The organism is uncultured Veillonella sp., assembly GCF_900545205.1.
GTDB lineage: Bacteria > Bacillota > Negativicutes > Veillonellales > Veillonellaceae > Veillonella.
This window is the reverse complement of the sequence record NZ_UQYC01000017.1, coordinates 1-20,396: the sequence shown is the minus strand read 5'-3', so window position 1 is coordinate 20,396 and position 20,396 is coordinate 1. Positions and strand designations below refer to the sequence as shown.

Here is a 20,396-nt window from a genome sequence, read left to right as displayed (position 1 = left end):
ACAATGGGCTAATATGATGTAAGTACTATTAAAAAGTCAGATATATGAGAGATAACAGATAGGAGATTACTATGAATATTGCAAGCCTTATTTTAGCTGCTGGTAAGGGTACGCGCATGAAGTCTAAATTGCCAAAGGTATTGCACAAGGTTGGCGGTAAGGCGATGGTAGAGCGCGTTCTTGAAACGGTTCAGTCTATCGGTACAAATCGCGATGTTGTTATCGTTGGTTTTGGTGGTGATGCAGTACAAAATTATTTAGGTAATCGCGCTGAATTCGTTCGCCAAGAAGAGCAAAATGGTACAGGTCATGCTGTAAAAATGGCTCAACCAGTACTTGGTGATTATGACGGAACTATCTTATTACTTTGTGGCGATACACCACTTGTTACAAAAGAAAGTTTAGAAGCACTGTTAGAAGAACATAAAAATTCTGGTGCAGCAGCGACAATTTTAACCGCTCATATGCCAGATCCAACAGGTTATGGCCGTATTATCCGCAATGAAGAAGGTTCTGTAGTTCGCATTGTAGAGCAAAAAGATGGTAAACCAGAGGAATTAGCTGTTCAAGAAGTTAATACAGGCATGTATGCTTTTGATAGTAAAAAATTATGGCCTTGCTTAGACCAATTATCTGATGATAATGCACAAGGTGAATTGTATATCACAGATGTAGTTGGTATTCTTGTAAATGGTGGCGACAAGGTAAGCGCATATATGACAAAGGACTTTGAAGAGTCTCTAGGCGTAAACTCTCGCTTGCAATTAGCGGAAGCCGAAGCTATTTTGAAACATCGTAAAAATGTTGAGCTAATGACAGCTGGTGTTACTATTATTGATCCAGCCAATACATATGTAGCTCCAGAGGTAACAGTAGGAGCTGATACAATCTTGCATCCTGGCACAATCCTCGAAGGAAATACTGTCATTGGTGAGCGCTGTGAAATTGGTCCACATACTCGTTTGACGAATGTAAAAGTAGGTAATGATACGATTATCCACTTCACATATGGTCATGACTGCGAAGTAAAAGACGGTGTAGATGTAGGTCCATATGTTCACTTGCGCCCTAATACCGTGCTTGGTAATAAGGTTCATGTAGGTAACTTCGTAGAGGTTAAAAACTCCAATGTTGGGGAAGGTACTAAGTTCCCACATCTTTCCTATATCGGCGACAGCGACGTAGGCTCTGGTGTTAATATTGGCTGCGGTACGATTACTGTAAACTATGATGGTAAAGTTAAACATCGTACGACAATTGGCGATGGTGCTTTTGTAGGCTGTAATAGTAATTTAGTAGCTCCTGTAACAGTAGGTAATTATAGCTATGTAGGTGCAGGTTCTACCATTACTAAAAATGTACCAGATAAGGCGTTAGCCGTAGGCCGTAGCAAGCAAATTGTGAAAGAAAATTGGGTAACTGATGATACTTTCAAAAAGAAATAAAAAAATATTATAATTTTTTAACACAATTAGGGCAAAATAGTATACAATAAAAAGGCAATAGTGTGTATCTGTAATGGATGATTATGGATAAGTAACCAGTATAGGAACAAATGAAAGGGTAACAAAATGGCATTTGAAGACGGCAAAAAACTTAAAATTTTCACAGGTAATGCGAATCCTGCATTGGCAAAGGAAATTTGTGATTATTTAGGTTTGCCTTTAGGTGAAGCATTTGTAGGTCGCTTTAACAATGGCGAAGTACAAATTATGATTGATGAAAGCGTACGTGGCAAAGATGTATTTATCATTCAACCAACTAGCTATCCTGTAAACGACAATTTGATGGAATTAATGGTTATGGCTGATGCGTTAAAACGCGCTTCTGCACGTCATATTACGGCTGTAGTTCCTTACTATGGCTATGCTCGCCAAGACCGTAAGACTCGTGGCCGTGAACCAATCACAGCAAAATTAGTAGCAAACTTGATGCAAACATCTGGTATTACACGTCTTGTAACAATTGACTTGCATGCAGGTCAAATTCAAGGATTCTTTGATGTGCCAGTAGATCATTTATATGGTGCTTCTATTTTGGCTAAATACATTAATGAAAAAAATCTTGAAGATGTGATTGTTGTATCTCCAGACCTTGGCGGTGTAACTCGTGCTCGTGATTTGGCTGACCGCATCGGTGCGCCAATCGCAATTATCGAGAAAAAACGTCCTGAACCAGGCGTAGCTAAAGTTATGAACCTTATTGGCGATGTAAAAGGTAAAAACTGCATCATCGTTGACGATATTGTAGATACAGCAGGTTCCCTTGTAGAAGGTGCTAAAGCATTAGAAGAATTTGGTGCAAAATCTGTTATGGCTGCTGTTACCCATGCTGTATTAACAGATCCAGCAAGTGAACGCATTGCAAACTCTAACATTAAAGAGCTAATCGTAACAAACACAATGCCATTACCAGAAAATTGCAAATTAGACAATGTAACGCAACTATCTGTAGCTCCATTATTGGGCGAAGCAATTATGCGTATCTTTCATGAAGTTTCAGTAAGTAATTTATTTGATAAATAATAGGTGATTCTTGAAATTAGTAGTAGGCCTTGGTAATCCAGGCAAGCAATATGAAGCGACAAAACATAATATTGGATTTATGGTTATCGATGCCATTGCAGATACCGTATCTCACACGCCTTGGAAAGAGGAACAACGTGCAGAGGTGTGCAGTATTACTGTAGATGGTGAGAAGGTATTGCTTGTAAAGCCACAAACATTTATGAATGCCAGTGGTGAGTCTGTCGGTCCGTTGATGCGGTATTATAAGATTGACCCATCTGATGTGTACTGTATTTATGATGATATGGATTTACCGGTAGGCAAATTACGTATTCGACCAAATGGTAGTTCTGGTGGTCATAATGGGATTAAATCCTTGATTTCCCATATAGGCACTGAAAACTTTCCACGTTTCCGTGTAGGCATTGGCCGTCCATTACCACAATGGACTGTCATTGATCATGTGTTAGCACCATTTAGTGAAGAATCACAAGAGAAGGTACAAAAAGGTATCAAGGATACTGTGAAAGCAGTCTTAGGTACTTTAGAGGTGGGCATCGATAAAGGGATGAATCAATTCAATCCTAAGCGTCGTCCACAGCGATAAATAACATGCATAAGGGCATGAGTCTCATTGAGATTCATGCCTTTTTTACGAGGTATATATGAGTAATCAAGAAAGAATGCCTTTTGTAGAGGCCTTAGAATCATATAAAAAACAACATTTTGTGCCTTTTCATACACCAGGCCATAAGATTGGTGTAGAAGCACCTCAACTACTAAAAGACTGGATGGGACCGGCACTACCCTATGACTTAGGTGTTATGTATGCCTTAGATGATTTACATGAACCTGAAGGGGAATTAAAAGAGGCTCAGGACTTAACAGCACGGTTATATGGAGCTGATCATTGTTGGTTCTCCATTAATGGTACTACTGCTTTAATTGAAGCGATGATTATGGGCACTGTAGGTCCTGATGAAACCATTATCATTCCTCGAGAAGCACATCGTTCAGTTATTAGTGGACTTGTGTTATCTGGTGCTAAACCGGTCTATATGGATTGCCAATTCGATGAGCGCTGGGGCATTCCCTTAGGTGTATCGTTGGACGATGCTGTTAAAATCATGGATGCAAATCCAGAAGCTAAGGCGATTCTCTTAGTGTATCCAAATTATTATGGTGTAGGTGTCGATATTGTAAATATTGTGAAAGAAGCGCATAAACGAGGCATGATTGTTCTTGTTGATGAAGCGCACGGCCCACATTTACCATTTTCAAACACGTTACCTATCGAGGCCATTGCAGCAGGTGCAGACTTAGTGGCACAGAGCACGCATAAAACGGTAGGCTCATTAACACAAACATCGTGGCTATTAGGGCAAGGTGAAAGAATTAATAAACGTCGCATTACACAAATGCATCAAATGTTACAAAGTACAAGTCCAAATTATATTTTTTTGGCATCCTTAGATATGGCGCGTCATCAATTGGCTACAGTAGGTGAAGACCTAATTCGTCGAACCGTGGAATTGAGCTTATATTTACGTAGTGAATTACATAAGATTTCCGGTATTACTACTATGGAATACAGAGACATAGAAGATCGAGTGGTAAACTATGACTGTACCAAGGTACTCATCGATGCTAAAGAACTAGGTCTTACAGGTGTTGCATTTGAACGGATGTTACGAGAACATCGTATTGAGGTGGAGTTAGTACAAGCTCATCATGTACTAGTACTCATTACCATTGGCGATACAAAAGAGTCAATAACGGCTCTTATTCAAGCTGTACGGTCTATCAGCGATACGGTGTTAAGTACATCTCATGAATCAAATGATACGAAGGATGAGAATTTGCATTACCTTAGCAAAGATTCAGCTTTATTGCCTGAGCCTATTGTAAGAGTAACGCCTCGTAATGCTATGTATGCCAATCGGGAGCAAGTACGGTTACAAGACGCACTTCATCGTATAGCAGGAGAGACAATTGCTTATTATCCTCCAGGGATTCCTTGTGTAGCAGTAGGTGAAGTGATTAGTGAGTCTGTGTTACAATATATAGAGAATCGTAAGGCTCTAGGTTATGTACCGAATGGGGCTGATGATATGACATTGGAAACAATTTGGGTGTTACAGGAGTAATTATGGGGACTTTAATCATACTAGAAGGTGGAGATGGCAGCGGTAAGGCTACACAAACTAAACTATTAGTAGAGCGATTAACCAAGGAAGGTCATGCAGTTAAATCTGTAAGCTTTCCGAATTATGATAGCGGTGCTGCTATGCCTATAAAAATGTATCTAGCTGGAGAATTTGGCAAAGATGTGCATGATGTAAATCCTTATGTGGCAAGCTCCATGTATGCCATAGATCGCTTTGCATCCTTTAGAACTGATTGGGAAGAGTTCTATAAAAATGGAGGCATCATTATTGCAGATCGCTATACGACGTCTAATATGGTACACCAAATGGTTAAATACAATGATCCAAAGGAACGTACTGCATTTTTAGATTGGCTTGAAGACTTTGAATTTAACAAATTTGCTTTGCCCACACCTGATGCGGTATGTCTCTTAGATATGCCTCTCGAAGTGAGTGAAGCCCTTATGGCGGAGCGCACTGGTAAAACGGGCGGTAATACAGGGGATATTCATGAAGGAAATCATCAATATTTAGTAGCTGTTCACGATGCCTATGAAGAGCTAGTAGAACGCTATCAATGGCACCGAATTCCTTGTGCTACAAAAGATGATTCCAGTCAATATGCATTGCGCACCATTGAAGAAATTCATAACGATGTATATCAAGCAGTAGTAAATCTACTACCTTAGGATAGGGCGACTCTTTTAAAAGTCGCCTTTTTCTTATATAATATTAATATTGAGCATGTATTGATAGGAGGGGCTATGACATATTTTGATTCTATAATTGGTCAAGATTCGATCAAGGCACACCTATCGGAACTTGTAAGTCGCAATGCATTGCCACATAGCCTTTTGTTTTATGGTGAAGCAGGTCTTGGCAAGCTAGATATGGCAATCGGTTTGGCATCCTTATTATTAGGACGTCAAGTATTCTCTCAACCCAAGGGAGAATCGTATTTAGCTGACGTTAAAGAAGCACGTCTTGCTAATGGTGAGACCGAAAAACGTATTGAAGCAGAAGGTTTGCCTATCTATATGGATAAGGGGGATGCCTTTTGGATTCGTCCTATGAAGACAACCTTAAAGGTGGAACAGTGGTATTCCTTACTACAAGACCATCTGTCTGTGGCCGGGAATGGTAATCGCGTAGTTATTGTGGAGGACTTTCATACGGCTAACGCAGTCATGGCAAATGCTATGTTAAAAACCATTGAAGAACCGCCAGAACAGGTGTATTTCATCATTATTACGAATAAAATTAACACCGTATTGCCGACCATCGTTTCAAGATGTATGGGCGTTGGTTTTAACAGTGTTGATGTAGATACGATTCGCACGGCACTTGTGGCACGTGGCATCACAGGTGATATTGAGCAGGCTTTGTTAGCCGGTCATGGCAATCCACAGTTAGTGGAAAAATTGGCTACTCAAGGTCGCATTGAAATGCTAGAGTTAGCTGTTAAGGTAATGGACATGCTCGCTTTTGAAACAAGATGGTTTTCTATGATTTCTCTAGCTTGTGAAAGCTTACCTCGTGAAAGTCTAACAGAATTGATGCATTGGTTACGTCTTGTAAGTAGAGATATGATGGCTCTTAAAATGGGGGCTCAAGACGGACAATTACAAGTACCTATGTACAAAACTCAATTATTACGATTATTACCGCGCTGGTCTATGCAAGCATTGTCTCAGGTCATTACTGAAACATTGCAAGCGGAACGGGCTTTGCGTTTACATATAAAAACCGCTCTCGTGGTGGACGGTCTTAGTATCGCCCTTCATGATGCTCGGGAGGAGGACTAAATGCTAACCATAGTTGGCGTACGCTTTAAAAAGGCAGGGAAGATTTACTATTTTCTGCCTGAACAATTAGAACTATCCGTTGGTGATGGGGTTATCGTTGAGACGGCACGTGGCGTCGAATACGGTACTGTTGTGATCGGACCTAAAGAGGTCTTTGAAGACACTGTTGTAGCTCCTGTTAAGCCTGTTATTAGAAAGGCAACACCAAAAGATTTAAAACAAATCGAGAAGAATAAAGAACGGGAAGAAAAAGCCTTTGAAATTTGTCTCGAAAAAATTGGTAAACGTAAGTTACCTATGAAACTTATCAATGTGGAATACACATTTGATATGAATAAAATTATATTCTTCTTTACAGCGGATGGTCGTATCGACTTCCGTGAGCTTGTTAAGGATTTAGCCACCGTATTTAGAACACGTATTGAGTTACGCCAAGTAGGCGTTCGAGATGAGGCTAAGGTTCTAAATGGTATCGGCGCTTGTGGTCGACCTTTATGTTGCTCTAATTTCTTAGGTGACTTCACACCCGTATCAATTCGCATGGCTAAGGATCAAAATTTGAGCCTAAACCCTACAAAAATCTCTGGTGTATGCGGTCGTTTAATGTGCTGTCTTAACTATGAAGATGATTTATATAAAAAGGGTGGCGACCTATATGTGAAAAAGGAACGCCCTCAAGCTCCTCAAGATGTAGCACCTCCTGGGATTGGTAAAGAGGTCGTTACCGATGAAGGTATTGGTAAGGTCTTAAAGGTAAATCACCATAAACATACAGTGAAGGTACAGCTCGAAGCAGGCCGTACTATCGATTTGAAATGGTCCGAGGTGGCATTGCCTGATGAATGATCAAGAACGACTTGATGATTTAATTATCGATGGCTTACAAATTTATCAACGGACGGATATGTTTCGCTTTTCCTTTGATGCCATTGCACTCATTCACTTTTGCCGTTTCAATGGTCGTAAATCCTATGTTGACCTTGGCACGGGGACAGGTGTTATGCCACTTATAGGCACATCCCTAGGAGCGGGTCATATAACGGGTATTGATATTAACGAAACCCTTATCAAGTTAGCTCAGCGCAGTGTAGAACATAATGACAAAGGTCGTACAGTATCTATGTTGTGCGGCGATTATCGCCATATGTCGTATCGAGATATCCAAGATAAGCCCTTTGACGGCGTTATTGTAAATCCCCCTTTTTATGACTGTGAAAGCGGTGCAAAGCCTACATCTGAAGAACGGGCCTTGGCACTTTATGATGAACATACCTCATTAGAAGATGTTTTGAAGGCTGTACAATCTTTTATTAAGTACAAAGGGCGCTTGTGGATGATTTATAGTGCTAGTCGCTTACAATATGTGCTGCATGAACTGGAAATAGCTAACTTTCAAGCTAAGCGAATTCGCTTTATTCACGGTATGATAGATAAACCTGCGAAACTTGTACTAATAGAGGCTCTCTATCAAGGTCAGGCTGGTCTTGTGTTAGAGCCACCACTAATCGTTTATGAGAAGCCTAATGTGTACACAAAGGAGGTGTCCTCTTGGTATGAACGATAACGAATGGGGCATCTTATATTTAGTGCCTACACCAATAGGTAATTTAGAAGATATGACCTATCGGGCAGTTCGTATCTTAGGTGAAGTAGATGCTATCGCTGCCGAAGATACGCGCCATACAGGCATATTATTAAAACATTTTGATATTAAGAAGCCTTTGATTTCTTATCATGAACATAATAAGGACGAAAAAGGTGCTTATATTATTGAGCTTTTATTAGAGGGACAGTCTATTGCTTGCGTTAGTGATGCAGGCATGCCGGCTATATCTGATCCAGGGGCTGACCTAGTAACAAAAGCTATTGAAGAAGGTATAACGGTGGTACCACTGCCAGGTGCTAATGCGGCATTAACAGCGCTTATTGCATCGGGCTTAGATACTAAATCCTTTGTTTTTGCCGGATTCTTACCTAAACGGGGCAAACATCGGATTGAAGAACTACAGCGACTTTCACAAGTAACGGGAACGTTGATGTTTTATGAAGCACCTCATCGATTACAAGAGGTCTTACAAGATATGTATGAAGCCTTTGGCAATCGATCTATCACGGTGGCAAGGGAATTGACAAAGAAGTTTGAAACCTTTGTACGCACTGATTTAGAGAGCCTTGTAAATGATTTGGAACAGCTCACGTATAAAGGGGAATTCGTCCTCATTGTAGGTGGTGCTGATACAGTAGAGTCTGATACTAGTGAAGTTTCGGATGAACCAGTATCGTATGTAGATGCTGTACAAGACCTTGTAGAAACAGGGGTACCTAAAAAAGAAGCAATTCGCCAGGTGGCAAAGCGTTTTAACGTTTCCCGCCGGGATGTATATAATATTGTAGAACGTTAAACCTTCCCATTCGAAGGTTAGAAGGAGGCTCATCATGGGAGACACAAAAAAAACGTATTATATTACGACACCAATTTATTATCCAAGTGCTAAGTTGCACATTGGTCATACGTATTGTACATCTGTAGCTGATACAATCGCTCGATTCAAGCGTTTAGCTGGTTATGATGTACGTTTCTTGACTGGTTCTGATGAACATGGTCAAAAAATCCAACGCGCTGCAGAAGCGCAAGGTATTACACCTTTAGAATACACGACTAATATCGTAAATGGCTTTAAAGCATTATGGGAAAAGATGCATATTTCCAATGATGACTTTATTCGTACTACTGATGAACGCCATGAGAAGGTAGTACAAGAGCTCTTCACAAAAGCTTATGAAAAAGGCGATATATACAAGGCTGAATATGAAGGTTGGTACTGTACACCATGCGAAACATTCTGGACTGAGCAAAAACTTGGTGAAAACCATACTTGCCCAGATTGCGGTCGCCCTGTAGAGAAGGTTAAAGAAGAGAGCTATTTCTTTAAACTCGGTAAATATACAGATCAATGGTTGAAATTCATCGAAGAGAACCCTGATTTCATTCAACCTGAATCTCGTCGTAACGAAATGATTCAATTCGTAAAACAAGGTCTTGAAGATTTAGCTGTATCTCGTACATCCTTTGATTGGGGTATCAAGGTACCATTCGATCCTAAACATGTTGTATATGTTTGGTTCGATGCATTGGTTAACTATATTAGTGCATTATCTCCATTTGATGGGAATGGCGAACTATATAAAAAATATTGGCCTGCAGATCTTCATTTAGTAGGTAAGGAAATCGTTCGTTTCCATACTATTATTTGGCCTATGATGCTTATGAGCCTTGAGTTGCCATTACCTAAAAAGGTATTTGGTCACGGCTGGATGATTGTTGACGGCACAAAGATGAGTAAATCTTTGGGGAATGTTATTGACCCAATCCCATTGATTGATACCTATGGTGCAGACTCCTTGCGTTATTACTTATTAAGTGAAATCACTCTTGGAAATGATGGTAACTTCACATTGCCTAATTTCGTTACAAAAATCAATGCAGACTTATCTAATGATTTAGGTAACTTATTGAACCGTACCATTGCAATGATTGAAAAATACCATGGCGGTGTTATTACAAAATGCGATGATATGGATGAGTTGGACCGTGATGTATCTGCATTAGCTGTTCAAACTGCAAAAGACTTTGAAGAATCCATGGAAAATATGGAACTTAATAAAGCGATTAAATCCGTATGGGCATTTATTGGTCGCATGAATAAATACATTGATGAAACAATGCCTTGGGTATTGGCTAAATCTGAAGATGCTAACGATAAAGCTCGTCTTCAATCTGCTATGTATCACTTAGCAGAGGCATTGCGCATCATTGCTATCTTAGTAAGCCCTGTTATCCCTGTAGGTGCTCCGAAAATCTGGGATCAATTAGGTATTCCTGGTTTCGGTGAAGCTACATTAGAAGATGCTAAAATTTGGGGCGCATTGCCAACAGGTACAAAGGTTGTAAAAGGCGATCCTATCTATCCACGTTTTGAAATTCCGGAAATGGTAGAAGTGGTTGCTAAAGAGGAAGTTGAAAACTCTGTAGACACATCTAATATTCCACCATTGAAAGAAAATATTACGTACGATGACTTCGAAAAACTCGATCTTCGAGTAGCAAAAGTCCTAAGCTGTGAAAAGGTTCCTAAGTCCAAGAAATTATTGAAGTTTGTATTGGATATCGGCATTGAAGAGCGCACAGTTTTAAGTGGTATTTCTCAATATTACGAACCAGAAACTATGGTTGGCAAAAAGGTAATTTACTTGTCTAACTTGGCCCCTAAGAAGATGATGGGCATCGAGTCTTATGGCATGATTTTGTCTGCATCTGATTGGGAAGAACATTTAGAAGTAACAAATATCGAATTATTACCGGCAGGAAGTGTGGTTAAATAATGAAACTCTTTGATACACATGCTCATGTGAATGATGGTCGTTTTGATAATGACCGCGATGAGATGTTACAAGCCTGCTTTGATGCTGGCGTAGAATACATTATGATTCCAGGGGTAGATAGAGGTACTGTTGAATCAGGACTAGCTTTAGCAAAACAGTATGATCGTTTATATGCTGCTGTAGGCACACATCCTCATGAGTCAAAAGATTTTACAGAAGAAGACTACGAGTTCTATAAGGAGCAAGCCCTTAACAACGATAAGGTCCGCGCTATCGGTGAAATCGGATTAGATTATTATTATGATTTTTCTGACCGTGAAACACAGAAACGGGTATTCATTCGTCAATTAGAACTCGCTCGTGAAGTAGATTTACCAATTATCATTCATGATCGCGATGCACATGGCGATATTATGAATATCTTACGCAATGAAGGTAAGGAGAACTGGGGGATCTTTCACTGCTATTCTGGTAGTTGGGAAATGGCAAAAGAAGCTATTAAATTAGGATTCTACATTTCCTTTGCTGGCCCTGTAGTATTTCCTAAGTCTACAAATCTTAAGGAAGTAGCCAAACAAGTACCAGTAGACAGAATTCTTATTGAAACAGACTCACCCTATTTGACACCACCTCCATTTAGAGGGCGTCGCAATGATCCAAGCAAAACTCAATTTGTAGCAGAGGAAATTGCAAGTCTTAAAGGCATTGATGTTGATGAGTTTTCAGAGATTGCCTATAATAATGGTAAACATGTATTTGGTATTAAATAACTTGAATGCTCGTAATCATGTATGCTAGTAAATAATATTGGTCAAATTCTAAGAGCTTTAGTATTAGATATTACAAAATACACCAAGTATAACTAGAAGAATAAATTATAAAACGCGATTCTCCCATATCGGTGAGAATCGCGTTTTTCTATGGTATACTTAAGTATATTCATACTGAACTATAGTAAGTCGAGGTTAGTAGCATGAAACGTATTGCATTTATAGATTTAGGATCCAACTCCGTTCGTTTTGTCATTTATGAGATTTCTAAGACCGGTAGTTATCGACTCATATATCAAGAAAAAGAAAGTGTCCGCTTAAGTGAAAATATGTGGGGCACTCATGAGTTAACGAAAGAGGCAATGGAGCGTTCTTTACGCGCATTAAAAGGCTTTGTTCATATGGCGGATGCTATGGGGGTAGATACCATAAAAGCTGTTGCTACGGCTGCAGTACGTCTAGCTAAAAATGGAGATGCTTTTATTAAAGCTGTAAAAGAACTAACTGGTCTTAATTTAGAATGTATTGCTGGTGAAGAAGAGGCTCGCCTTGGGTTCCTTGGGGTTATTAATACGATTGGGCTCAAAGATTTTATTATCTTTGACTTAGGCGGTGCTAGTACAGAGGTAACGCTAGTAAAAAATCGACATATCGTGAAAGCTGTTAGCTTACCTATAGGGGCTCTAACCTTAACAGGAACCTATCAAAAAGGTGATGAGTATACTCCTAAAGAACTAGAGAAGATGACGAAGGCCGTAAAGAAAACCATTAAGGAACATACGTGGCTTCAAAATATAAAACTACCTCTATTAGGTATAGGTGGTACAGCTCGTAATATTGCTAAAATAGATCAACGTAAGTTATCCTATCCTATTACGAAACTACATAACTATGAACTACCATATCATAGATTTCACGAAATCTTGGAAGATGTAAAAGGTAAATCCTTAGAGGCTCGTAAAAAAATTAGTGGTTTATCATCGGACCGTGCAGATATTATCATTGCAGGGCTTACTATAGTGGATGAACTATTTAACTATGTAAATACTAAGACACTCGTTGTGGGCGGTTGCGGTTTACGGGAAGGTTTGTTTTACGATTATTATGGAGAGAATTATTTAGGTGGAAATTCAATTATCGACGATATTTTAGTCCACTCTGCGGAAAATGTGCTGCTAAGTATGACAAAGCATGAGCTAGTGCATGCTAAGTATATTACGAAATTAGCTACCACTTTGTATGATGCATTAGAGCCACTTCATAAGGCGGATAAGAATTTTAGACGATGCTTAATCGCAGCGGGATTATTGCATGATATAGGCAAACGAGTTAACTATTATAGTCATGCCCGCCATGGTTGTTACATGTTAGTTAATAGTAATTTATATGGTATTTCCCATGTGGAACAAGCGTTTAGTGCATTTTTAGTGATGAACTCTCATGGATTGACACCAAAGGAATATAAAAATTTCTTATATGGTAAATTACTAGATCAAGAGCAACGCTTATTAGGGCAAAAACTTTCCATTATTTTAGCCATAGCAGAGGCTCTTGATGAAAGTCATGAACAATTTATTAAGCGGTTAGAGGTAAATATTAAATATACGAGTGTAGTTATAAAGGTATTTTACCTAGAGGGACGGGATGTAAGTGTCACAAAAACTGCTGTAGAAAAGCTTTCAAAATCTTTTAAAAAGGAATTTGAGAAAACATTAGAAATAGAGTGGCATGAATCTCGTAAGGAGGCATAATGGCATTACCAAAAGCATTACGATATGCGGTGTTACATGTAGGCTCCAGTAGCATGAGCATTACCATATTAGAATATAAAGGCATAGACGATGTACGTGTTATCGATTATGCAGCGCGAGAAGTAACCTTTGGGGAAGAATTATTTCAAACCTCTCGGTTGAGTTTTAAAACAATTGAAGAAATCTGTCATATTTTAAAAGGATATAAACAATTAATGGCCGATTATGGCGTGACTCGTTCCAAACTATATGGTACAACAGTAATACGTGAGGCTACTAATCGTCGTAGTATTTTAGACCAAATTTATATTCAAACAGGGATGCGTGTTGAGGTCATCGATATGCCGAAAGAGGTATATTACAAATACGCCTTGCTATATTACAAGATGACACATCAATACCATCTAACTGATCCTACAAAGGCTACATTATTCTTAGATATTACATCTGGTGGGGTCGGTTTAACAGTTTGGCGTGGTGAAAGCTTACTGTTCCAACGCAATATGCATAGTGGTTCCTTACGTGTTATGGAGTCATTTAATCGAAATCAACGATCTTCTATATCATTTCCAAGGGCTATTACGGAATATTTACATCGTATGATTGGACCACTCCGTGAAGAACTACAAACCTTTAATATTGATAGTATTGTTTTATCTGGTGACGAAGCGCAATATATGACTCATTTAATGGGACAAGAAAATAATAAAGAAGATATCATTACTGTTGAGCCAGAACGATTTAAAGGTCTTATTAATTCTTTTGATGGTGTAACTGCAACAAAGTTGATGAACCGTTATAAATTACCTGAATATAAGGCTAATATTTTAATGCCTACCATGATTTTGTTTAATGAAATTATTACGGCTATAGGGCCGAAATCATTAATTTTTAGTAGCTTTTCATTCTCTCAAGGCATTAGTTGGTTCTATGGGGTAGAGTCAGAGAATAATCCATTTATGTATCAGTTGCGGGAGCAAAATGCACAGTTAGCTCGTGCTGTGGCCGCCAGATATCATACAGACCGTATTCATGATGCGGAGGTAGAAAAGTTTAGCGCTTTATTCTGTGATGCTTTACGCCATAAAGGCTTACCGGAACGATGGGGATATTTATGTAGTATAGCTGCCATTCTTTGCTCGGTTGGTAAGTTTGTAAATTTACGAAATCATGGGGAGCATGCGTATCATATCGTAATGGGAACCGATATATTTGGGCTTTCAGAAGAAGAAAAACAAGTAGTAGCTAATGTTGTATATTACCACTATAAGGGAACGCCAAATGATGACGATGCGTATTTCAATGCATTGACAGAATTACAAAAAATTCAGGTTACAAAGCTAGTAGCAATTATTCGTGTTGCTTGTGCACTCGATGCGGGGAGCAATCAAAAAATCTCTGATGTAACATTGGAAGAAAGAGATAATGTACTATATGTATTCTGTCGTACTAATGAGGATATCTCCTTAGAATGGTGGACCTTTAATCGAGATTCTGAATACTTTACAGAGGTATTTGGTATGGAAATCGTACTAGTAAGGGGAGGGAATCGTCATGTTCAATAATGCAAAGTATTATTTTAACCGTGAATTGTCTTGGTTAAAGTTTAATCAGCGCGTCCTATTAGAGTCTATTGATACAAATACTCCTTTATTAGAACGACTCCGATTTATTGCCATTGCTAGCTCTAATTTAGATGAGTTCTTTATGATTCGCGTAGCTGGTTTACGCCATCAAGTTGTGAATGGCATTGTTAAGTACGATGCTGCTCATATGGATGCTAAGGCACAATTAAAGGCCATTGATGAGTCTGTACAACGACTCGTTTCTATGCAAAGTACATATTTAAACAATGTGCTAACTGAACTTGAAAACTACGGTTTCTTCTTTACTAATCCGGATCTACTCGATGTAAAATCAAAAGCTTGGTTACGTCATTACTTTGAGGAACATATCTATCCTGTTGTAACGCCATTAGCCGTTGACTCTGGTCATCCATTCCCATTTTTAACAAATCATACCATCAATGCTATTGTGCGTATCTTTCAAATACAACCAGATGGTACTAAGGATTATAAGATTGCTATCTTGCCAATTCCATCTGTACTCGATCGTATTATTGAAATCCCAAGTCGAGGGAATAAGGAACATCGATTCGTTTACCTAGAGGACGTCATTACATATTACGCAAATCAGTTTTTCCAAGGTTATGGCATTGAAGATTATATGGTGTTTCGAATTACTCGTGATGCGGATTTAGAAATCGATGAAGAAGAAGCCACAGACTTGCTATCGGAAGTAGAGGCATCTTTGCGTCGTCGCCGTCGTGGTGATGCGGTACGATTAGAGGTGTGTGGTGAGGTAAAGGATAATTTATTAAACTTTGTGCTTACCAGTGTTGAATTAGAACCAAAGGATGTATACCGTATAGATGGTCATCTTGATTGTCGTATGTACTTTAATTTCTGTAACTATCCAGGCCTTGACCAGCTTCGTTATGTACCATTTGAACCTAAATTACCTAGTGAGTTAGTTGATTATGAAGGTGAAAGTCTATTTTCTGTTATTGGAAAGCAAGATCTTTTTGTCCACCATCCGTTTGAGTCTTTTGCTGTAGTAGAACAATTTATTGCACAAGCAGCTACAGATCCAGATGTGCTCGCTATTAAACAAACCTTGTATCGCGTAAGTGGGGATTCTCCAATTATTGCATCCTTGATTAAGGCTGCGGATAATGGCAAGCAAGTAACCGTACTTATGGAGGTTAAAGCACGCTTTGATGAAGAGAATAATATCCATATGGCACGCCGCTTAGAAAAGGCAGGTTGTCATGTAATTTATGGTTTGAAAGGTCTTAAAACTCATTCTAAGATTACCATGGTTGTGCGCAGAGAGGATGCAGGTATTAGACGTTACGTTCATTTAGCTACAGGTAACTATAATGGTAAGACGGCTCGCATGTATACGGACTGTGGCATATTTACGTGTAACGATGAATATGGCGATGATGCATCTCGTTTCTTTAATTTAATTTCTGGTTATTCCGATCCTCCAATTTGGAATAAATTTATTGTCGCCCCTTTAAATTTGCGGGAAAAAATAATGGAATTAATTGACCGAGAAATAGAATTCGCTAAACAAGGTGAAGAAGCATATATTATTGGTAAAATGAATTCCTTGCTTGATAAAGAAGTTATTGCTAAATTATATGAAGCCTCTGCTGCAGGTGTTCGCATAGATCTTATAGTTCGTGGTATTTGTACACTAAGACCTGGTATTGCCGGTGTCAGCGATAATATAACGGTACGTTCAGTGGTAGGACGGTTCTTGGAACATCATCGTCTATTTTATTTCCGAAATGGGGGAAATGAAAGTCTATTCTTATCTAGTGCAGACTGGATGCCAAGAAATTTAAATGAACGTGTAGAACTTATGATTCCTATTGAAGATAAACGACATAAGGAGCGCGTTAAAGGTATATTGGATTTATATTTAGAAGATACCTTAAAAGCTCATATTATGAGAGCTGATGGTTCATATCGTAAAATTAATGATCGAGAACATCCGATTTCTGCTCAAGAAGAACTTATGAAAGAGGCTATTGCCCATGAGCATAAGGAGTCAATGACCGTAATTGAGCGTTTACAACCAATGTTTAAGATGAATTAATAATGAAATTCATACGTAGTGTTGAATGATGAATTTTAATACATTTTTATAATAGTGAAAAAGCCTGTTTTTACAGGCTTTTTTACATGTATACATATTTAAAAATGAGATAAAAATGAAGTTTTGCGATGTGTAGAAAAAATTGGTAACAATTCAAAAACACATAAAAATACAATTTATATTATAAAAAAAACTAACATACTATATATAGTAGTGGTATCGTATATATGTACACAATTCGGAATATATTGTATAGTATTTAAAAATATCGATATGTACGTATACAGTGGACTTTTGCAAAAAATATAGAAAACATAATAACTTAAAATTCAGTATTTATAAGCATTTAGCTCCTATTGTTAACCTATGGCGTTTGACAGGTTATATCTATCTGTAGTAGAATAGTTACATTACAGGAGGGATTACAATATGAGAATTCATAAGACACACAAACGATATATTTCGTCTGTTGTTGCAGGATTGATTGTAACAGCTGTAACTATGACAGGTTTTTCTTATAATGATAAAACCGTAACCGTTATGGTAGATGGTGCAGCACACACTGTTAGAACACATTTAAATTCTAACGAAGGTATCGTACGCGATGCTGGGGTTAAATTAAATCCAAATGATAAAGTTATTTCCAGCTCAGCATCTGTTCAAAATGGTACAACATTAACTGTTGTACGTGCCATTCCAGTTTATGTAACTGTTAATGGTAAGACTAGAGCTGTTTTCACTACAGAAACAACTGCACAAGGCGTTGCTAATGAACTTGGTTTTAAAATGCCTAATTATGCTGTAGTAGGCGATGCAAATGGTTCTGTATTAAGTGGTACACATATTACAATTGCACAAGTGACAAGCCGATCCTTGTCTACAGTAGATCAAGAAATTGCTATTCAAGTAATTCGTCAAAAAGATGATACAATGGCACAAGGTGAAGAAGAGGTTGTTCAAGTTGGCCAACCTGGTTTAGAGCGAGTGCAACGTGAAACATTATATAGTAATGGTACGGTTATTAAAACAAATGACGTATCTAAAGTAACACAACGCGAAATGGTACCTACTATTATTAAAGAAGGTACTCGTGAAGTGACTACATCTCGTAATATAGCTGGTCGCTCATCTCGTGCTATTGTAATGGAAGCTTCTGCTTACCTTGCTGGCGATGGTGATGGCGCTGGTATTACAGCTACTGGTGTACCTGCAGTACGTGGTATTGCAGCTGTTGACCCAGATGTTATTCCATTAGGCACACGTTTATTTATTCCTGGTTACGGTGAAGCTATTGCAGCCGATACAGGTGGTGCTATTGTGGGTAATAAAATCGACCTTGTAATGGACTCTTATGGTGAGGCTATGGACTTTGGTCGCCAAGACGTTACAGTATACGTATTGGACTAATATAATAATTTAGAGGATATATCTAATAGATATATTCTCTTTTTATTTGGTTTATATAGTTATTGCCTGCTTAGTAAATATATATCATAATATATCATACTTAGTAAGCCATCATTATGTATACTAAAAGGACGCCTTATGATTAAGGCGTCTTTTTTTAGTCTTCAATATATGGAATTAGATATTCGTATTTTGTACCTTTTAATTCATCTTTCGGGATAAATCGTAAAGCAGATCCATTGATACAGTATCGAAGCGATCCATTTGGACCATCTTCAAATACATGGCCTAAATGAGCATTACCAATGCGGCTGCGTACTTCGATACGATTCATGCCATGAGAGTCATCTTGATAGTATTTAATGACATCCTTAGCGATTGGTTTCGTGAAGCTAGGCCAACCACAGTGAGATTCGAATTTATGAGCAGAAACGAAGAGGGGTTCTCCTGTAGTGATATCTACGTAAAGGCCTGCTTTGAATTCATCAGTTAGCTCATGGCTGAAAGGCGCATCTGTAGCAGAGTTTTGTGTAACTTCGAACTCTTGCGGAGATAAAGCCTTGAGCTCTTCCTCGGAAGGCTTATTATAGGCGTTGTCATCTACAAGTGGTTCATTGGATAGGCCTAGTGGAATATGACAATAGCCATTAGGATTTTTATCTAAGTAATTTTGGTGATATTCCTCGGCAGCGTAGTAGTTTGATAGAGGTAATACTTCAATGGCAAATGGCTTACCTTCGAAGGATTGGGCACGTGCTAATGTACTTTCAATAATAGGCTTGTCCGCTATATCGGTATAGTAGATACCAGTTCGATATTGAATACCTACGTCACCACCTTGTTTATTAACACTGAATGGATCAATGGCGCGTAAAAAGTATTGAATTAAGTGGTCTAAGGAGAGTACGTCCGCATCGTATGTAACTTTTAGAGCTTCTACGTGACCACTATCATGACAGACATCTTCATAACTTGGATTTTCCGTAGGCCCATTGGCATAGCCTACTTCAGTGGAAATGACGCCATAGATTTTTCTGATATACCCTTGAAGGCCCCAGAAACAACCGCCACCTAAATATATAGTATGTTCATTCATTTAATCACCCCAAACTTCGTGAGCTATTTCTTTAACTAATGCAAGTTTAGCCCATTGTTCTTCTTCAGTCAATTGATTGCCGATTTCACAAGATGCGAAGCCGCATTGAGGGGATAGGCAAAGTCTATCGAGTGGAATATATTTGGTAGCTTCTTTGATTCGTTCTTTGATGATTTCTTTATCTTCTAATTCTGGGCGTTTAGACGTAATCAAGCCTAATACAACCTTTTTATTAGGGGACACTTCGCGCAATGGCTCAAAACCACCGGAGCGATCATCATCAAATTCTAGATAATATGCATCTACATTTTCTTTGGCGAATAGAATTGGTGCAACTGGTTCATAGCCACCACTAGCAGCCCAAGTAGAGTTGTAATTACCACGGCATACATGAGTTGTGAATGCTAGATCATGAGGTCGGCCTTCTAAGGCTAAATTATTAATGCGTAAATATTTGGCTGTTTCTCCTTCAATAGTTACACTTTTGTCTTTTTGACGACCAGTCCAATAACCGTGGTCACAGCACATACCCCAAGTACAATCGTCAAATTGAATGTTGCGGCAACCTGCCTCGTAGAGGTCTTTAATAACTTGACGATATGCAGCAGCAATATCTTGAATTAACTCTTCTAAGTCAGGATAGAAGGAGCGTGTTGTAATGCCATTATCTTCGCGGAATAATTCAGCTAAGAATTGAGATGGAGCAGGAATGGTTTGACGAGCTGTAGTATGTTCATCTTCAAACTGTTTTACAAATTTGAAATGCTCTACAAATGGATGGTTAGTGCCTGTGATTTTACCAGTAAGTGCGAGGGAACCAGGCGCTGTTTCTTGACCATGGAATTTATAACCGTGTTCAAG

Annotated in this window: 17 protein-coding genes; 15 read left to right on the top strand and 2 right to left on the bottom strand. The window is 38.7% G+C overall.

The window, feature by feature from the left end; genetic code table 11:
- Positions 1 to 71: 71 nt before the first annotated feature.
- The 15 genes from glmU to QZR70_RS02875 all read left to right on the top strand — a co-directional run bounded on the left by glmU (position 72) and on the right by QZR70_RS02875 (position 18,439).
- Complete coding sequence (glmU, locus tag QZR70_RS02945) at positions 72 to 1,445, top strand: bifunctional UDP-N-acetylglucosamine diphosphorylase/glucosamine-1-phosphate N-acetyltransferase GlmU (protein ID WP_295793009.1); 1,374 nt, start codon at positions 72 to 74, stop codon at positions 1,443 to 1,445.
- A 126-nt stretch (positions 1,446 to 1,571) separates the two neighbouring features.
- Positions 1,572 to 2,525 carry a ribose-phosphate pyrophosphokinase gene (locus QZR70_RS02940; protein WP_005387130.1) on the top strand — a complete coding sequence of 318 codons (954 nt, stop codon included), beginning with the start codon at positions 1,572 to 1,574 and terminating at the stop codon, positions 2,523 to 2,525.
- A 10-nt stretch (positions 2,526 to 2,535) separates the two neighbouring features.
- Entirely contained in the window at positions 2,536 to 3,114 is a 579-nt protein-coding gene (gene pth, locus QZR70_RS02935; RefSeq protein ID WP_105088962.1) for an aminoacyl-tRNA hydrolase, read from the top strand.
- Between the two features lie 58 nt (positions 3,115 to 3,172).
- Entirely contained in the window at positions 3,173 to 4,654 is a 1,482-nt protein-coding gene (locus tag QZR70_RS02930) for an aminotransferase class I/II-fold pyridoxal phosphate-dependent enzyme (protein WP_295793006.1), read from the top strand.
- A 2-nt stretch (positions 4,655 to 4,656) separates the two neighbouring features.
- Positions 4,657 to 5,343, top strand: coding sequence for a thymidylate kinase (locus tag QZR70_RS02925; RefSeq protein ID WP_105085371.1), 687 nt, complete (start codon positions 4,657 to 4,659; stop codon positions 5,341 to 5,343).
- A gap of 75 nt (positions 5,344 to 5,418) precedes the next feature.
- A complete protein-coding gene (locus tag QZR70_RS02920) occupies positions 5,419 to 6,459 on the top strand; it encodes a DNA polymerase III subunit delta' (protein WP_105085372.1) in 1,041 nt (346 codons plus the stop codon).
- A complete protein-coding gene (locus QZR70_RS02915) occupies positions 6,460 to 7,305 on the top strand; it encodes a stage 0 sporulation family protein (protein ID WP_119206858.1) in 846 nt (281 codons plus the stop codon).
- Positions 7,298 to 8,023 (top strand): tRNA1(Val) (adenine(37)-N6)-methyltransferase, encoded by a 726-nt coding sequence (locus tag QZR70_RS02910; RefSeq protein WP_295793004.1) that lies wholly within the window; start codon positions 7,298 to 7,300, stop codon positions 8,021 to 8,023. The genes QZR70_RS02915 and QZR70_RS02910 overlap by 8 nt, the downstream gene beginning before the upstream one ends.
- Positions 8,013 to 8,861: a 16S rRNA (cytidine(1402)-2'-O)-methyltransferase gene (rsmI, locus tag QZR70_RS02905; protein WP_295793002.1), complete on the top strand. Its 849-nt coding sequence runs from the start codon at positions 8,013 to 8,015 to the stop codon at positions 8,859 to 8,861. Before QZR70_RS02910 ends, rsmI begins: the two co-directional genes overlap by 11 nt.
- A 34-nt stretch (positions 8,862 to 8,895) precedes the next feature.
- Positions 8,896 to 10,842: a methionine--tRNA ligase gene (gene metG, locus QZR70_RS02900; RefSeq protein WP_295793000.1), complete on the top strand. Its 1,947-nt coding sequence runs from the start codon at positions 8,896 to 8,898 to the stop codon at positions 10,840 to 10,842.
- Complete coding sequence (locus QZR70_RS02895; protein ID WP_295792998.1) at positions 10,842 to 11,612, top strand: TatD family hydrolase; 771 nt, start codon at positions 10,842 to 10,844, stop codon at positions 11,610 to 11,612. The genes metG and QZR70_RS02895 overlap by 1 nt, the downstream gene beginning before the upstream one ends.
- A gap of 203 nt (positions 11,613 to 11,815) precedes the next feature.
- Entirely contained in the window at positions 11,816 to 13,363 is a 1,548-nt protein-coding gene (locus QZR70_RS02890; RefSeq protein WP_295792996.1) for a Ppx/GppA phosphatase family protein, read from the top strand.
- Positions 13,363 to 14,928: a phosphatase gene (locus QZR70_RS02885; RefSeq protein WP_295792994.1), complete on the top strand. Its 1,566-nt coding sequence runs from the start codon at positions 13,363 to 13,365 to the stop codon at positions 14,926 to 14,928. Before QZR70_RS02890 ends, QZR70_RS02885 begins: the two co-directional genes overlap by 1 nt.
- On the top strand, positions 14,918 to 17,032 hold the full coding sequence (ppk1, locus tag QZR70_RS02880; protein WP_295792992.1) for a polyphosphate kinase 1: 2,115 nt from the start codon (positions 14,918 to 14,920) through the stop codon (positions 17,030 to 17,032). The genes QZR70_RS02885 and ppk1 overlap by 11 nt, the downstream gene beginning before the upstream one ends.
- Positions 17,033 to 17,461: 429 nt before the next feature.
- Positions 17,462 to 18,439 carry a 3D domain-containing protein gene (locus QZR70_RS02875; protein ID WP_060924812.1) on the top strand — a complete coding sequence of 326 codons (978 nt, stop codon included), beginning with the start codon at positions 17,462 to 17,464 and terminating at the stop codon, positions 18,437 to 18,439.
- Positions 18,440 to 18,596: 157 nt separating this feature from the next.
- Here the strand turns inward: QZR70_RS02875 and msrB are convergent, their stop codons facing one another.
- Both msrB and QZR70_RS02865 read right to left on the bottom strand, forming a co-directional pair.
- Entirely contained in the window at positions 18,597 to 19,535 is a 939-nt protein-coding gene (gene msrB / locus QZR70_RS02870) for a peptide-methionine (R)-S-oxide reductase MsrB (RefSeq protein WP_295792990.1), read from the bottom strand.
- A partial coding sequence (locus QZR70_RS02865) for a 5-methyltetrahydropteroyltriglutamate--homocysteine methyltransferase (RefSeq protein WP_295792989.1) occupies positions 19,536 to 20,396 on the bottom strand: 861 nt, incomplete at its 5' end.

Excerpts from the sequence above, each read along its gene's own strand:
- QZR70_RS02910 (WP_295793004.1), top strand. The coding sequence starts at position 7,298 with ATGAATGATCAAGAACGACTTGATGATTTAATTATCGATGGCTTACAA.
- QZR70_RS02930 (WP_295793006.1), top strand. The coding sequence starts at position 3,173 with ATGAGTAATCAAGAAAGAATGCCTTTTGTAGAGGCCTTAGAATCATAT.
- QZR70_RS02895 (WP_295792998.1), top strand. The coding sequence starts at position 10,842 with ATGAAACTCTTTGATACACATGCTCATGTGAATGATGGTCGTTTTGAT.
- QZR70_RS02920 (WP_105085372.1), top strand. The coding sequence starts at position 5,419 with ATGACATATTTTGATTCTATAATTGGTCAAGATTCGATCAAGGCACAC.
- glmU (WP_295793009.1), top strand. The coding sequence starts at position 72 with ATGAATATTGCAAGCCTTATTTTAGCTGCTGGTAAGGGTACGCGCATG.
- QZR70_RS02875 (WP_060924812.1), top strand. The coding sequence starts at position 17,462 with ATGAGAATTCATAAGACACACAAACGATATATTTCGTCTGTTGTTGCA.
- ppk1 (WP_295792992.1), top strand. The coding sequence starts at position 14,918 with ATGTTCAATAATGCAAAGTATTATTTTAACCGTGAATTGTCTTGGTTA.
- QZR70_RS02940 (WP_005387130.1), top strand. The coding sequence starts at position 1,572 with ATGGCATTTGAAGACGGCAAAAAACTTAAAATTTTCACAGGTAATGCG.
- metG (WP_295793000.1), top strand. The coding sequence starts at position 8,896 with ATGGGAGACACAAAAAAAACGTATTATATTACGACACCAATTTATTAT.
- QZR70_RS02925 (WP_105085371.1), top strand. The coding sequence starts at position 4,657 with ATGGGGACTTTAATCATACTAGAAGGTGGAGATGGCAGCGGTAAGGCT.
- QZR70_RS02890 (WP_295792996.1), top strand. The coding sequence starts at position 11,816 with ATGAAACGTATTGCATTTATAGATTTAGGATCCAACTCCGTTCGTTTT.
- rsmI (WP_295793002.1), top strand. The coding sequence starts at position 8,013 with ATGAACGATAACGAATGGGGCATCTTATATTTAGTGCCTACACCAATA.
- QZR70_RS02885 (WP_295792994.1), top strand. The coding sequence starts at position 13,363 with ATGGCATTACCAAAAGCATTACGATATGCGGTGTTACATGTAGGCTCC.
- msrB (WP_295792990.1), bottom strand. The coding sequence starts at position 19,535 with ATGAATGAACATACTATATATTTAGGTGGCGGTTGTTTCTGGGGCCTT.
- QZR70_RS02915 (WP_119206858.1), top strand. The coding sequence starts at position 6,460 with ATGCTAACCATAGTTGGCGTACGCTTTAAAAAGGCAGGGAAGATTTAC.